Here is a 14219-nt window from a genome sequence, read left to right on the forward strand (position 1 = left end):
TAATACCTCCTTCCGGTTATACAATTACTTAGCTCTTTCTACGATATTTACTAGTCTCCATCTTTTATCCTTACTTAATGGTCTAGTTTCCATGATTCTTACGCGATCGCCGATTCTGCACTCATTGTTTTCATCATGCGCTTTAAATTTCTTTGTTCTTCTTACCGCTTTTCCGTATATTGGGTGACGTACGAAATCTTCTACCGCTACTACGATAGTCTTTTCCATTTTGTCACTTACTACACGACCTACTCTTGACTTTCTAGTTGTTCTTTCCACGAGTAAAGCCCTCCTTCCGTATCCTTATTTATGCGTTTTTCTTTAATTCTTTTTCTCTAAGGATGGTTTTTGTACGAGCAATTTCTTTTCGTACACTTTTTACTTTCATTGGGTTTTCAAGTTGACCTGTAGCTAATTGGAATCTCAAATTGAAAAGTTCATTTTTAAGTTCCATCAATTTATTATTTAATTCCTGTACGGTCATATCACGAAGCTTATTAGCTTTCATTCGCTTCACCACCCTTTTCTGTATCTTCACGTGTTACAAATTTACATTTAATAGGTAGCTTATGAATTGCAAGTCTCATAGCTTCTCTAGCTATTTCCTCTGGTACACCAGCTAATTCGAACATTACTCTACCAGGTTTTACTACAGCTACCCAATATTCTGGAGAACCTTTACCAGCACCCATACGTGTTTCAGCAGGTTTTTGTGTCACTGGCTTATGAGGGAATATCTTAATCCAAACTTTACCCCCTCTTTTTATATATCTCGTCATAGCGATTCTGGCAGCTTCAATTTGATTTGAAGTAATCCATGCTGGCTCAAGAGCCATAATTCCATATTCTCCGTAAGTTATTTTATTGCCCCTTTGTGCTGTGCCTTTCATTCTGCCTCTATGCACTCTACGACGCTTTACTCTCTTAGGCATTAACATCGTCGGTTTCCTCCTTCCCTCGCTTTAGAACTACTTTTGTTCGTTTCTTCTAAAATTATTTCTTCTATTATCGTTTCTTCTATCAGTCTTTGGTTTTTTAGGTTTGAATTCTTCTTTTGCTCTATTCGCTCTTCTCATTTCTTTTACAGCTTCGCTTGTTTCTGGAAGAACTTCTCCCTTGTTGATCCAAACTTTAACACCAATCTTACCATAAGTAGTGTTTGCTTCAGCAAAACCATAATCAATATCCGCTCTTAATGTATGAAGAGGTACATTTCCTTCGCTGTACTTCTCATTTCTAGCCATTTCAGCTCCACCAAGTCTTCCTGATGTCATGACTTTGATTCCTAGAGCTCCTGATTTCATTGTTCTACCAATAGCTTGCTTCATAGCTCTTCTGAAGGATACCCTTCTTTCTAGTGAAAATGCTACATTTTCAGCAACTAATTGTGCTTCCATTTCCGCTCTCTTCACTTCGTTAACATTTATAATAACGCTTTTTTCTGTTAACTTTTCTACATCTTTTCTTAATTCTTCAACACCTGCTCCAGCTTTACCAATAACCATACCTGGCTTTGCTGTAAAGATATTTACCTTAACTTTGTTGTTTGCAGCTCTTTCTATAACAACTTTTGCTATTCCAGCAGTGTAAAGTTTTTTCTTTACATATTTACGAATCTTATTATCTTCTACTAGAAGATCTGCAAAGTTTGCTTTATCTGCATACCATTTAGAATCCCAGTCTTTAATCACACCGACTCTCAAGCCGTGTGGACTTACCTTTTGACCCATTACGTATCCCTCCTTCTTAGTCTCTTTCTTTTAATACAACTCCTACGTGACTCGTTCTTTTAAGTATTTTCACACCACGACCCATTGAAGCTGCTCTCCATCTCTTCATTGTAGGAGCTTGATTCGCATATACTTCAGCAACATATAATTTATCCGCATCCATCTCATGATTATTCTCAGCATTTGCTTTTGCTGATTTAATTACCTTTGCAAGGATTGTAGCAGTAGTTCTTGGCGTATATTCTAAAACAGCTAATGCTTCATCAGCATTCATGCCTCTAACCATATCTGCAACTGGCTTCATTTTTCTTGGAGATATACGAACATATTTTGCAATCGCTCTAGCTTCCACCTTGGTAACCTCCTTCCGTATCTATCTTACTATCTCTTAACCTTTGATGATTTATCGTTATCTGCATGGCCTCTATAAGTTCTTGTAGGTGCAAACTCACCTAATTTATGACCAACCATATCTTCCGTTACATAAACAGGTACATGTTTTCTTCCATCATGTACTGCAATTGTATGACCTATCATTTGTGGAAAGATTGTTGATGCTCTTGACCATGTTTTAATTACTTTTTTCTCATTTTTATCATTCATTTCTTCGATTCTACGTAAAAGCTTAGGCTCAATAAAAGGCCCCTTCTTCAATGATCTACTCATGCCTACTTTTCCTCCCTTCGGAAACTTCCTCTGTTTGACCCGAGGACTATGAGGCCAAGGTCATTATCCTTTCCATGACCTCTTCTCCTCTACTACTTCTGATTTCTTCTCTTAACGATGTATTTATCTGTTGATTTATTTTTCTTTCTAGTTTTGTAGCCAATAGCTGGTTTACCCCAAGGAGTCATTGGTGAAGGTCTTCCTACAGGTGCTCTACCTTCTCCACCACCATGAGGGTGATCATTAGGGTTCATTACAGAACCTCTTACAGTAGGTCTAATACCCATATGACGTTTACGTCCAGCTTTACCAATTGTAATATTTTCATGATCTAAGTTTCCTACTTGACCGATTGTTGCTTTACAATTAATACTTACAAGTCTTACCTCACCGGAAGGTAATCTAACTTGTGCGTATTTATCTTCTTTCGCCATCAATTGAGCAGAGTTTCCTGCAGCTCTAACTAATTGGCCACCTTTTCCAGGCTTCATTTCGATATTGTGGATAATTGTACCCACTGGAATATCTTTTAACTGTAGTGCATTTCCTACTTTAATATCTGAACCTTCTCCAGACATAATAGTATCTCCTACATTTAACTTGTTAGGAGCGATGATATATCTTTTTTCACCATCTGCATAAGTTAAAAGAGCAATGTTTGCACTTCTGTTTGGATCATACTCGATAGCAGTTACTTTTGCAGGTACGCCATCTTTATTTCTTTTGAAATCAATTAATCTATATTTTCTTTTTGCACCGCCACCTCTGTGACGAACAGTAATCTTACCTTGTGCATTTCTTCCAGCTTTTTTTGTAAGTGCTACTAATAATGACTTTTCAGGTTCTTTTTTTGTAATTTCTTCGAACGTTGAAACGGTCATTTGTCTTAACGCTGGAGAAGTTGGGTTAAACTTCTTGATTCCCATTTCACTTTCCCTCCTTCTTTACTCGTACTTTAATCTACTGCATTCCTTCAAAGAATTCGATCTCTTTGCTGTTAGGAGTTAATTTAATAACTGCTTTTTTTCTATCAGCTCTTTTTCCGATATTCTTTCCCATTCTCTTATATTTACCTTTTACACGCATTGTGTTCACTTTTTCTACTTCTACTCCAAAAATTTCTTCAACAGCTTTTTTAATTTCTGTTTTATTAGAGTTTATATCAACGATGAAAGTATATTTTTTATCAGCCATATCGTCCATACTTCTTTCACTGATTAATGGCTTTTTCACGATATCGTATGGTGTCTTCATTATGCGTACACCTCCTCTATCTTGTGTACAGCGTCTTTTGTTACAATGAATTGATCATGGTTTAAAATATCATAAACATTTAATGTGTTTACAAGAGTAGTTGTTACTCCTTTGATATTACTAGCTGATTTAACAACATAATCATTTTTCTCATCAAGAACAATCAATGCTTTCTTTTCTACTTTTAAGTTATTTAGAATATTTACCATATCTTTTGTTTTATATGCATCCATTTTGAATTCATCTAAAATAACAATTCCATTTTCTTTCACCTTAGAACTTAAAGCTGACTTCATTGCAAGTCTCTTTACTTTCTTTGGTAATGTATATCTATAGCTTCTTGGTTTTGGTGCAAATACTACTCCTCCACCAACCCATTGTGGTGATCTAGTACTTCCTTGACGTGCTCTACCTGTTCCTTTTTGTCTCCATGGCTTTCTACCGCCACCTCTAACTTCCGCTCTTGTTTTAGCAGATTGTGTACCTTGTCTTTGATTTGCTAAATAATTCTTTACAGCTTCATGTAATACACTTGCATTTATTTCAGCTCCGAAGATATTTTCGCTTAATTCAATTTCACCTACTTGTTGACCTGAAACATTTAATAAATCAACCTTTGGCATTTTACTTCCTCCCTTCTGTAGCTAGATTATTACTTAGCTTTAACACTTTCTTTTATTGTAACAACTCCACCTTTAGGTCCTGGAATTGCGCCTTTTATTAATAGAAGATTTTTCTCTGCATCTACTTTTGCTACTTCAAGGTTCTGAACTGTCACTGTTTCATTTCCCATTCTTCCAGCCATTTTCATTCCTTTAAATACTCTACTTGGATATGAACTTGCGCCTAAAGAACCTGGTCCTCTATGATACTTTGAACCGTGACCCATAGGTCCTCTTGCTTGATTATGTCTCTTAATTGGACCTTGCGTACCTTTACCTTTTGAAGTTCCTACAACATCTACTTTGCTTCCATCAGCAAAGATGTCCACTTTAATTTCTTGACCAATTTTGTAGTCAACAGTACTTTCAACGCGGAATTCTTTTACAACTTTTTTAGTGCTTACACCAGCTTTTTCAAAATGTCCTTTTTCTGGTTTGTTTGTTTTGTTTTCTTTTTTATCTTCATATCCTAATTGGATTGCATTGTATCCATCTGATTCAACAGTTTTTACTTGTGTTACATAAACTGGACCAGCTTCAACAACTGTTACTGGAATTACACTTCCTTCTTCAGTAAAGATCTGTGTCATTCCTATTTTTCTTCCTAAAATCCCTTTCATCTTTACACCTCCTGATAATCTTACAGCGGATTACATTTTATTTTGCAATCATACTAAGAGAGGTATAGGAAACTATATATTAACCTAACTTTCTTAGTAGTTACATTCATTATAATTTGATTTCGATGTCAACACCTGCTGGTAAGTCTAATCTCATTAATGCATCAACAGTTTTAGGTGTTGGATTTAAAATGTCAATTAATCTTTTATGTGTTCTTTGCTCAAACTGTTCTCTAGAATCTTTATACTTGTGAACAGCTCTTAAAATCGTAATGATTTGCTTTTCAGTTGGTAGTGGTACAGGTCCTGATACTTCTGCACCTGTTCTTTTTGCAGTCTCTACGATTTTTTCTGATGATTGATCTAAAATTTTGTGATCAAAGGCTTTTAATCTGATTCTAATTTTTTGTTTGTTTGCCATTGTGTTTCCCTCCTTTTCATCGCACGCATGATTTTTCACGTACGACTAGAACCTCAGTACACTCTCCCGGGTGTTCCCAATTGTTTTTTATGTTGTGAAAGCTTACTGACATTCCGTCGCCCGCTTCTTGAACGGACATTCTCAGTGAAAATTTCCCAAAATATTGTTTTGGCAACCTTTCACATCATTGCAGTCCTGCAAACACACTAGTATAGTATATTTGAATTTTAACAATTAAACAAGTCTTGACTTTTATTTTTTTTTATGGTTTAATAATAAGTTTACGTAAACAATAGCCAACTCTTTTCTTATTGACTTGGCTGATGAATCTTATTATGCTAGTTATTTATTTTTTAGCCGAGGGAGTTCCCTCGGCTACATTTTTAATTATTCAATAATTTGAGCAACAACACCTGCTCCAACTGTTCTTCCACCCTCACGGATAGCGAATCTTAATCCTTCTTCAACAGCGATTGGGTTAATTAACTCAATTTCCATTGTGATATTATCTCCAGGCATACACATTTCTACACCTTCTGGTAATTCAATTGATCCAGTAATATCTGTTGTTCTGAAATAGAATTGTGGTCTGTATCCTTTAAAGAATGGTGTATGTCTTCCACCTTCTTCTTTCTTTAATACATAAACCTCTGCCTTGAATTTTGTATGTGGATGAATTGTTCCAGGCTTAGCTAATACTTGTCCTCTTTCGATTTCATCTCTTTGTACACCTCTTAAAAGTGCTCCGATGTTATCTCCAGCTTGTGCTTGATCAAGAAGCTTTCTGAACATTTCTACTCCTGTTACTACTACTTTTCTTGGCTCTTCTGATAATCCTACGATTTCTACTTCGTCTTGTACTTTTACGATTCCTCTTTCTACTCTTCCTGTTGCTACTGTTCCTCTACCTGTGATTGAGAATACGTCCTCTACTGGCATGATGAATGGCTTGTCTGTATCTCTTTCTGGTTCTGGAATATATGCATCGATTTCCTCGAATAATTCTACGATTTTATCTCCCCATGGTCCATCTGGATTATTTAATGCTTCTAAAGCTGATCCTCTGATGATTGGAGTGTCATCTCCTGGGAATTCATACTCGTCTAATAATTCTCTTACTTCCATTTCTACTAAGTCTAATAATTCTTCGTCATCTACCATATCGCATTTGTTTAAGAATACTACGATGTATGGTACACCAACTTGTCTTGAAAGTAGGATATGCTCTCTTGTTTGAGGCATTGGACCATCTGTTGCTGCACATACTAGGATTGCTCCATCCATTTGTGCTGCTCCTGTGATCATGTTCTTAACGTAGTCAGCATGTCCTGGACAGTCTACGTGTGCGTAGTGTCTGTTTGGAGTCTCATACTCAACGTGTGCTGTTGAGATTGTGATTCCTCTTTCTCTTTCTTCTGGAGCTTTATCGATGTTTGCAAAGTCTACAGCTTCTCCAGTTCCAAACTTTTTGTTTAGAGTCATTGTGATTGCTGCTGTTAATGTTGTCTTACCGTGGTCAACGTGACCGATTGTTCCAATGTTAACATGTGGCTTATTTCTTTCAAATTTAGCTTTTGCCATTTTGTTCTCCTCCTTTTCAATCCCAATTATTCATATGCGTTTTATATTCCCTAAGGAATTTATTTTGCTATCAGATTTTTATCTGACAACAAATTATTTACCATTAACAATTTTTTCAGCTACGCTATTTGGCACTTGTTCAAAGTGATCAAATTGCATTACATATGTTCCACGACCTTGTGTTTTTGAACGTAGATCTGTTGCATATCCAAACATTTCTGATAGTGGTACATATCCTCTAATTACTTGTGCTCCTGATCTTGGCTCCATACCTTCTATTTTTCCACGTCTAGAGTTGATATCTCCGATAACATCTCCCATGTAATCCTCAGGTACAACAACCTCAATTTTGAAGTAAGGCTCAAGTAGTACTGGTTTTGCTTTTTTCATAGCTTCTTTGAATGCCATAGAACCAGCAATCTTAAATGCCATTTCAGATGAATCTACCTCATGGTAAGAACCATCATATAATTCAACCTCTACGTCAACTACTTGGAATCCTGCAACAACACCATTTTCCATAGCTCCTTGAATACCAGCATCAACGTGTTGGATATATTCTTTTGGAATAGCTCCACCAACAACTTTGTTGATGAATTCATATCCAGTACCAGACTCTTTTGGTCTAACTCTAAGCTTAACGTGTCCATATTGTCCACGTCCACCAGATTGACGAGAATATTTTGTATCAACTTCTGTTGCCATGGTAATTGTCTCTTTATAAGCAACCTGTGGCTTACCAACATTTGCTTCTACTTTGAATTCTCTTAACAATCTATCTACGATAATTTCAAGGTGAAGTTCACCCATACCAGCGATAATTGTTTGACCTGTTTCTTCGTTAGTCCAAGTTCTAAAAGTTGGATCTTCTTCAGCAAGTTTTGCTAAAGACATACCCATTTTCTGTTGTCCTGCTTTTGTTTTTGGTTCAATTGCAATTTCGATTACAGGCTCTGGGAATTCCATAGATTCTAAGATAATTGGATGATCTTGATCACATAGAGTATCTCCAGTTGTTGTATCTTTTAAACCTACTGCTGCTGCAATATCTCCAGAATATACTTCGCTGATCTCTTCTCTACTATTAGCATGCATTTGAAGAATACGTCCGATTCTTTCTTTTTTACCTTTTGTAGAGTTATAAACATATGATCCTGCTTGTAATACCCCTGAATATACTCTAAAGAAAGCAAGTTTTCCTACATATGGGTCTGCCATTATTTTAAATGCTAACGCTGAGAATGGTCCTTTATCATCTGCAGGTCTTTCTTGTTCTTCTTCACTATCAGGAAGTACTCCTTTTATAGCTGGAATATCTAATGGAGATGGCATAAAATCAATTACAGCATTTAGCATTAATTGAACACCTTTATTTTTATATGCAGAACCACAGCATACTGGAACCATATTATTAGCAAGTGTTTGCGTTCTGATTCCTTCTCTAATTTCTTCTACTGTAAGTTCTTCACCTTCAAGATATTTCATCATTAATTCTTCATCTGATTCAGCTACTGCTTCTACTAATGCCATTCTATATTCTTCAGCTTGTTCCATCATATCAGCTGGAATTTCAGTAGTCTCAATTTCTCTTCCTAAATCATCTTTATAAATTCTTGCATTCATTTCGATAAGATCTACAAGCCCTGCAAACTCATCTTCTTTCCCTATTGGTAATTGAATAGGCACTGCATTTGCTTTCAAACGATCTTTCATCATTCCTACAACATTGTAGAAATCCGCTCCCATAATGTCCATTTTATTAACAAAAGCCATTCTAGGAACTTGATATTTTTCCGCTTGACGCCATACTGTTTCTGATTGTGGCTCAACGCCGCCCTTTGCACAGAATACAGCTACTGTACCATCAAGTACACGAAGAGATCTTTCTACTTCTACAGTAAAGTCCACGTGTCCCGGTGTGTCAATAATGTTGATTCTGTGACCTTTCCATTGAGCAGTTGTAGCAGCAGATGTAATTGTAATACCTCTTTCTTGCTCCTGCTCCATCCAGTCCATTGTTGCTCCACCATCATGTACTTCACCAATTTTATGTGTTCTACCTGTATAGAATAATATTCTTTCAGTTGTTGTTGTTTTACCCGCATCTATATGAGCCATAATTCCTATATTACGAGTTTTCTTTAACGGAAACTGTCTAGGCACAATTTCTCCTCCTTTCTTTTGTCCGTATTGCTACAGAAAATATTGTCCCCAAAATTGGCGACAATATAACAAATAAGAAATTATTACCATCTATAATGTGCAAATGCTTTATTCGCTTCTGCCATTTTATGTGTATCTTCTTTCTTTTTAACAGATGCTCCTGTATTATTTGCAGCATCCATAATCTCTTTCGCTAATCTTTCTTCCATGGTTCTTTCGCCTCTCTTACGAGTGTAACCTGTTAACCATCTAAGTCCTAGCGTTTGTCTTCTTTCTGGTCTTACTTCTATCGGTACTTGGTAGTTAGCACCACCTACACGTCTTGCTTTAACTTCAAGTACTGGCATAATATTGTTCATGGCATTTTCAAATACCTCTACTGGTTCTTCACCAGTTTGTTCTTGAACAATCTTAAATGCATTATATACAATTCTTTGTGCAGTTCCTTTTTTACCATCTAGCATAATGTTGTTAATTAATTTTGTAACAACCTTGCTTCCATACATTGGATCTGCTAATACTTCTCTTTTTGGTATATGTCCTTTTCTTGGCACTTTTCTTCCCTCCTTAACAATCATTCTCTCATCGGTACTCGACAACCCAAAGATTGCCATCGTGCTAAATGCAATATATATATTTTAAGCCCACCCCATAAGATGGGCGCATTTCCGCTCGACGTTCAATTATTTTTTAGGTTTTTTTGCACCGTACTTAGATCTTGCTTGATTTCTGTTTTGAACTCCTGCAGTATCAAGGGTACCTCTTACAATGTGGTATCTAACCCCTGGTAAGTCTTTTACCCTTCCTCCTCTGATTAACACAACACTGTGCTCTTGAAGATTGTGTCCAATTCCTGGTATATAAGCAGTAACCTCAATACCATTTGTCAATCTTACTCTGGCAACTTTTCTTAGGGCTGAGTTAGGTTTTTTAGGAGTTACAGTCTTTACAGATGTACAAACCCCTCTTTTTTGAGGCGAACTGATATCAGTTGCTTGTCTGTGTAAAGAGTTAAATCCTTTTTGTAGTGCTGGTGCAGTTGATTTGTACTCAACTTTCTTTCTTGATTTGCGCACTAATTGGTTAATTGTAGGCATTCCATGCACCTCCTTCCAAAATTTAAAAAGCAAAATTTATTTTACATAGGTTTAATCCTATGATGCTTCTTATCCTCAATTAGGATATCCTCTTGAACTTAAATTCCAAGAAGTTTTTTTGTTAAATTTACTACTTTAGTATTACCGCAGTAGCAGCACTTATACCTATCCCACAAGCTTTCCCAAGCTTCTTCATTGATTCTGTATAAACAATTTGTATATTTCTTTGTTTTGCTTGCTCTTCAATGGTTCTTGTTACATGTTTTTCTGCATCTTTTGCAATGAAAAGTGTTTGGGCTCTATTTTCTTTCACTACTTTTAAAGCTTGCTTTGTTCCTACTACTAGCTTTTTTTTATTTTTTAATTCTTCAAGCATATAGTGTCCTCCTTTATTAAACACCACAAAGATTATGCCTTTTGCATAATCTTTATGGGTATTTAAAAAGTCAACTATTTCTTAATTTACACACTATAACATTCTAGCACTAAGTTTACCTACTGTCAACTTATATTTTTTTACCATTATTCGGCATTATTATGTGCTATAGCAATATTTTTATATCTTTTCATTCCAGTACCAGCTGGAATCAATTTACCAATGATTACATTTTCTTTTAATCCAATCAAGTGGTCTTCTTTTCCTTTTATTGCAGCTTCCGTAAGAACCCTTGTAGTTTCCTGGAATGACGCTGCTGATAAGAAGGATTCAGTAGCTAAAGATGCTTTTGTAATTCCTAAAAGAACCCTCTTACCTGTTCCAGAATCTAAGCCTTCTTCTTCTACATTTTTATTTACTGCCTCAAATTCATGAATGTTGCATAATCCTCCTGGAAGTAAATGTGTATCTCCTGCATCTTCTATTTTTACTTTTGAAACCATTTGTCTTACAATTACTTCAATATGTTTATCACTAATATCAACACCTTGAAGTCTATAAACTCTTTGTACTTCTTTTACAATATATTCCTGAACACCATCTACCCCTTTGATTTTTAAGATATCATGAGGGTTTACAGAACCTTCTGTAATTTCGTCTCCAGCTTTTATTCGTTGTCCTTCTTTTACTTTTATTCTAGACCCATAAGGAATCGAGTAGGTTTTTTGTTCTCCATCATCACCTGTTATGATTACTTCTTTATTCTTTTTAGTTTCATTGATGGATACTGCACCTGCAATCTCTGTAATAATAGCAAGTCCTTTTGGCTTTCTAGCCTCAAATAATTCCTCTACCCTTGGAAGACCTTGGGTAATATCATTACCTGCAACTCCACCTGTATGGAATGTACGCATTGTAAGCTGTGTTCCTGGTTCACCAATTGACTGGGCTGCAATAATTCCAACAGCTTCGCCAACATTTACAGATTTTCCTGTTGCCAAGTTTCTTCCATAACAGTGACCACATACACCATGTCTTGTTTTACAATTAAGTACAGATCTTATCTTTACTCTCTCTAGACCTGCTTCAACAATTTTATCTGCATCTTCTTCTTGAATTTCTCTACCTGCTTCAACGATTACTTCTCCTGTTTTAGGATGAAGTACATCCTCTATTGTATATCTACCGACAATTCTATCATATAATGGCTCAATGAGCTCATTTCCATCTTTAAATGCTTCTACCCAAAGGCCTTCAGTTGCACCACAATCATCTTCTCTGATAATAACATCTTGGCTGACATCAACAAGTCTTCTTGTCAAATATCCTGAGTCAGCAGTACGAAGGGCTGTATCTGCAAGACCCTTTCTAGCACCGTGAGTTGATATAAAATATTCAAGTACTGAAAGTCCCTCACGGAAATTGGCTTTGATTGGAAGTTCTACTGTATGTCCTGATGCATTAGCCATAAGACCCCTCATACCACCAAGCTGACGAATCTGGTTTTTACTACCTCTCGCTCCTGAATGGGCCATGATAAATACATTATTGAGTCTTCCTAAGTTTGCCATAAGGGCATCTGTTACCTTTTCAGTAGTTTCTGACCATACTCTGATTACTTTTTCATATCTTTCTTCATCAGAAATAAGCCCTCTTCTATAAGCTTTTTCATACTTGTCTACGATTTGATCTGCTTCTGAAAGTAATATTTCTTTTTCTTTTGGTATTTCCATATCAGATACACTAATGGTAATAGCTCCTACTGTAGAATAATGAAATCCCATTTGCTTAATGGTATCAAGCATAATTGCTGTAACTGTATTTCCGTGCTTTCTAAAACATTTATCAATGATTTTACCAAGTTTTTTCTTGTCGCAAAGGAAGTCTATTTCTAAGCTATATAGATCCTTTTCTCTATCTACAAATCCTAAGTTCTGTGGAATTCTCTCATTAAATATAAATCTACCTACTGTACTTTCCACAAGTTTACCTGTATCTTCTTCATTTAATTTTCTTCTAACTTTAACTCTTGCATGAAGACCCACTACTTTATTTTGATATGCCATAAGCATCTCATCAAAATCTTTAAAAACCATACCTTCTCCTGGTTCTCCATCTATTTCAATCGTTAAATAATAACTTCCAAGAATCATATCCTGAGTTGGTGTTGTAATAGGAGAACCATCTTTTGGTGCAAGGATATTGTTTACTGAAAGCATTAAGAATCTTGCTTCAGCTTGTGCTTCTACTGAAAGAGGTACGTGAACAGCCATTTGGTCCCCATCAAAGTCTGCATTATAAGCTGTACAAACAAGAGGATGAAGTTTTATGGCTTTCCCTTCAACTAAAATTGGTTCAAAGGCTTGAATTCCAAGTCTATGTAGAGTCGGAGCACGGTTTAGAAGTACTGGGTGTTCTTTGATTACTTCTTCTAATACATCCCATACTTCAGGTTTTACTCTTTCCACCATTCTCTTAGCACTTTTAATATTATGGGCATATCCATCATTTACAAGACGCTTCATGATAAAAGGTTTAAATAATTCTAAGGCCATTTTCTTTGGCAAACCACATTGATAAAACTTAAGATCAGGGCCTACAACGATAACGGAACGTCCAGAGTAATCAACACGTTTTCCAAGTAAGTTTTGTCTAAAACGCCCTTGTTTTCCTTTTAACATATCCGATAATGATTTTAATGGTCTATTTCCTGGTCCTGTTACAGGTCTTCCTCGTCTTCCATTATCGATGAGTGCATCTACTGCTTCTTGAAGCATTCTTTTTTCATTTCTAACAATAATATCTGGTGCACCTAAATCCAATAATCTCTTTAAACGATTATTTCTGTTAATCACTCTTCTATATAAGTCATTTAAATCAGAAGTTGCAAATCGACCTCCATCTAATTGAACCATTGGTCTTAAATCAGGAGGAATTACTGGTACTGCATCTAGAATCATCCATTCTGGTTCATTTCCTGATTTTCTAAATGCTTCTACTACTTCTAACCTTCTAATAGCTCTTATTCTCTTTTGTCCTGAACTATCTCTAAGCTTTACTCTTAATTCTTTAGCTAATTTTTCTAAATCAATCTTCCTAAGAACTTCTTTAACTGCTTCAGCACCCATGGAAGCTTTAAAAGCATTTCCATACTTATCTCTATATTCTCTGTACTCATTTTCATTTAATAATTGTTTATAGCTTAGTGAAGTTTCTCCCGTATCCGTTACAATATAAGAAGCAAAATATAATACTTTTTCAAGGGATCTTGGTGACATATCTAATAACAATCCCATTCTACTTGGTATTCCTTTGAAATACCAGATATGAGATACTGGAGCAGCAAGTTCTATATGCCCCATTCTCTCACGTCTTACCTTTGATTTTGTAACTTCAACACCACATCTGTCACAAATAACCCCTTTGTATCTTACTCTTTTATATTTCCCACAATGACATTCCCAGTCCTTTGTAGGTCCAAATATTTTTTCACAAAAAAGACCTTCTTTTTCTGGCTTTAATGTACGATAGTTAATTGTTTCAGGCTTTTTAACTTCTCCCTTTGACCAGCTTCTAATTTTTTCTGGTGAAGCAAGACCAATTTTTATAGATTCGAAATTATTTAATTCAAACAAGGAGTCTCTCTCCC

The 14219-nt window shown here is 35.9% G+C and carries 17 protein-coding genes; all 17 read right to left on the reverse strand.

Annotated elements, in window-relative coordinates; translation table 11 throughout:
- Window positions 1-24 precede the first annotated feature (24 nt).
- On the reverse strand, window positions 25-279 hold the full coding sequence (gene rpsQ / locus K7H06_RS16485; protein WP_223037124.1) for a 30S ribosomal protein S17: 255 nt from the start codon (window positions 277-279) through the stop codon (window positions 25-27).
- Window positions 280-307: 28 nt separating this feature from the next.
- Window positions 308-508 (reverse strand): 50S ribosomal protein L29, encoded by a 201-nt coding sequence (rpmC, locus tag K7H06_RS16490; protein ID WP_223037125.1) that lies wholly within the window; start codon window positions 506-508, stop codon window positions 308-310.
- Window positions 498-938, reverse strand: a complete 441-nt coding sequence (gene rplP / locus K7H06_RS16495; RefSeq protein ID WP_223037126.1) for a 50S ribosomal protein L16 — start codon at window positions 936-938, stop codon at window positions 498-500. Before rplP ends, rpmC begins: the two co-directional genes overlap by 11 nt.
- A gap of 30 nt (window positions 939-968) precedes the next feature.
- Window positions 969-1730, reverse strand: coding sequence for a 30S ribosomal protein S3 (gene rpsC, locus K7H06_RS16500; RefSeq protein WP_223037127.1), 762 nt, complete (start codon window positions 1728-1730; stop codon window positions 969-971).
- Window positions 1731-1746: 16 nt separating this feature from the next.
- Complete coding sequence (gene rplV, locus K7H06_RS16505; protein WP_223037128.1) at window positions 1747-2082, reverse strand: 50S ribosomal protein L22; 336 nt, start codon at window positions 2080-2082, stop codon at window positions 1747-1749.
- A gap of 29 nt (window positions 2083-2111) precedes the next feature.
- The gene (rpsS, locus tag K7H06_RS16510) at window positions 2112-2396 is read right to left on the reverse strand and encodes a 30S ribosomal protein S19 (protein WP_223037129.1); all 285 of its coding nucleotides are present in this window, start codon (window positions 2394-2396) and stop codon (window positions 2112-2114) included.
- 92 nt (window positions 2397-2488) lie between these two features.
- Entirely contained in the window at window positions 2489-3322 is an 834-nt protein-coding gene (gene rplB / locus K7H06_RS16515; RefSeq protein ID WP_223037130.1) for a 50S ribosomal protein L2, read from the reverse strand.
- 34 nt (window positions 3323-3356) lie between these two features.
- Window positions 3357-3650, reverse strand: coding sequence for a 50S ribosomal protein L23 (gene rplW / locus K7H06_RS16520; protein ID WP_223037131.1), 294 nt, complete (start codon window positions 3648-3650; stop codon window positions 3357-3359).
- Window positions 3650-4273 carry a 50S ribosomal protein L4 gene (gene rplD, locus K7H06_RS16525; RefSeq protein WP_223037132.1) on the reverse strand — a complete coding sequence of 208 codons (624 nt, stop codon included), beginning with the start codon at window positions 4271-4273 and terminating at the stop codon, window positions 3650-3652. The genes rplW and rplD overlap by 1 nt, the downstream gene beginning before the upstream one ends.
- Window positions 4274-4302: 29 nt before the next feature.
- Window positions 4303-4932: a 50S ribosomal protein L3 gene (rplC, locus tag K7H06_RS16530; protein WP_223037133.1), complete on the reverse strand. Its 630-nt coding sequence runs from the start codon at window positions 4930-4932 to the stop codon at window positions 4303-4305.
- A 109-nt stretch (window positions 4933-5041) separates the two neighbouring features.
- Window positions 5042-5353: a 30S ribosomal protein S10 gene (rpsJ, locus tag K7H06_RS16535; protein WP_223037134.1), complete on the reverse strand. Its 312-nt coding sequence runs from the start codon at window positions 5351-5353 to the stop codon at window positions 5042-5044.
- A gap of 387 nt (window positions 5354-5740) precedes the next feature.
- A complete protein-coding gene (tuf, locus tag K7H06_RS16540; protein WP_223037135.1) occupies window positions 5741-6934 on the reverse strand; it encodes an elongation factor Tu in 1194 nt (397 codons plus the stop codon).
- A gap of 93 nt (window positions 6935-7027) precedes the next feature.
- Window positions 7028-9097 carry an elongation factor G gene (fusA, locus tag K7H06_RS16545; protein ID WP_223037136.1) on the reverse strand — a complete coding sequence of 690 codons (2070 nt, stop codon included), beginning with the start codon at window positions 9095-9097 and terminating at the stop codon, window positions 7028-7030.
- 83 nt (window positions 9098-9180) lie between these two features.
- The gene (gene rpsG, locus K7H06_RS16550) at window positions 9181-9651 is read right to left on the reverse strand and encodes a 30S ribosomal protein S7 (protein WP_223037137.1); all 471 of its coding nucleotides are present in this window, start codon (window positions 9649-9651) and stop codon (window positions 9181-9183) included.
- Window positions 9652-9780: 129 nt separating this feature from the next.
- Window positions 9781-10194 (reverse strand): 30S ribosomal protein S12, encoded by a 414-nt coding sequence (gene rpsL, locus K7H06_RS16555; RefSeq protein WP_223037138.1) that lies wholly within the window; start codon window positions 10192-10194, stop codon window positions 9781-9783.
- Window positions 10195-10324: 130 nt separating this feature from the next.
- Window positions 10325-10570, reverse strand: a complete 246-nt coding sequence (locus K7H06_RS16560) for a ribosomal L7Ae/L30e/S12e/Gadd45 family protein (RefSeq protein ID WP_223037139.1) — start codon at window positions 10568-10570, stop codon at window positions 10325-10327.
- 146 nt (window positions 10571-10716) lie between these two features.
- Window positions 10717-14205 carry a DNA-directed RNA polymerase subunit beta' gene (gene rpoC / locus K7H06_RS16565; protein ID WP_223037140.1) on the reverse strand — a complete coding sequence of 1163 codons (3489 nt, stop codon included), beginning with the start codon at window positions 14203-14205 and terminating at the stop codon, window positions 10717-10719.
- Window positions 14206-14219: the final 14 nt, after the last annotated feature.

Origin of the sequence: Crassaminicella profunda (assembly GCF_019884785.1) — a bacterium.
In the GTDB taxonomy this organism is placed as follows: Bacteria; Bacillota; Clostridia; order Peptostreptococcales; family Thermotaleaceae; genus Crassaminicella; species Crassaminicella profunda.

Bases quoted from the DNA above. Each gene is read 5' to 3' on its own strand.
- rpmC (WP_223037125.1), bottom strand. From the start codon at position 508: ATGAAAGCTAATAAGCTTCGTGATATGACCGTACAGGAATTAAATAAT.
- rplP (WP_223037126.1), bottom strand. From the start codon at position 938: ATGTTAATGCCTAAGAGAGTAAAGCGTCGTAGAGTGCATAGAGGCAGA.
- rpsC (WP_223037127.1), bottom strand. From the start codon at position 1,730: ATGGGTCAAAAGGTAAGTCCACACGGCTTGAGAGTCGGTGTGATTAAA.
- rpsS (WP_223037129.1), bottom strand. From the start codon at position 2,396: ATGAGTAGATCATTGAAGAAGGGGCCTTTTATTGAGCCTAAGCTTTTA.
- rplB (WP_223037130.1), bottom strand. From the start codon at position 3,322: ATGGGAATCAAGAAGTTTAACCCAACTTCTCCAGCGTTAAGACAAATG.
- rplW (WP_223037131.1), bottom strand. From the start codon at position 3,650: ATGAAGACACCATACGATATCGTGAAAAAGCCATTAATCAGTGAAAGA.
- rplD (WP_223037132.1), bottom strand. From the start codon at position 4,273: ATGCCAAAGGTTGATTTATTAAATGTTTCAGGTCAACAAGTAGGTGAA.
- rplC (WP_223037133.1), bottom strand. From the start codon at position 4,932: ATGAAAGGGATTTTAGGAAGAAAAATAGGAATGACACAGATCTTTACT.
- rpsJ (WP_223037134.1), bottom strand. From the start codon at position 5,353: ATGGCAAACAAACAAAAAATTAGAATCAGATTAAAAGCCTTTGATCAC.
- tuf (WP_223037135.1), bottom strand. From the start codon at position 6,934: ATGGCAAAAGCTAAATTTGAAAGAAATAAGCCACATGTTAACATTGGA.
- rpsL (WP_223037138.1), bottom strand. From the start codon at position 10,194: ATGCCTACAATTAACCAATTAGTGCGCAAATCAAGAAAGAAAGTTGAG.
- K7H06_RS16560 (WP_223037139.1), bottom strand. From the start codon at position 10,570: ATGCTTGAAGAATTAAAAAATAAAAAAAAGCTAGTAGTAGGAACAAAG.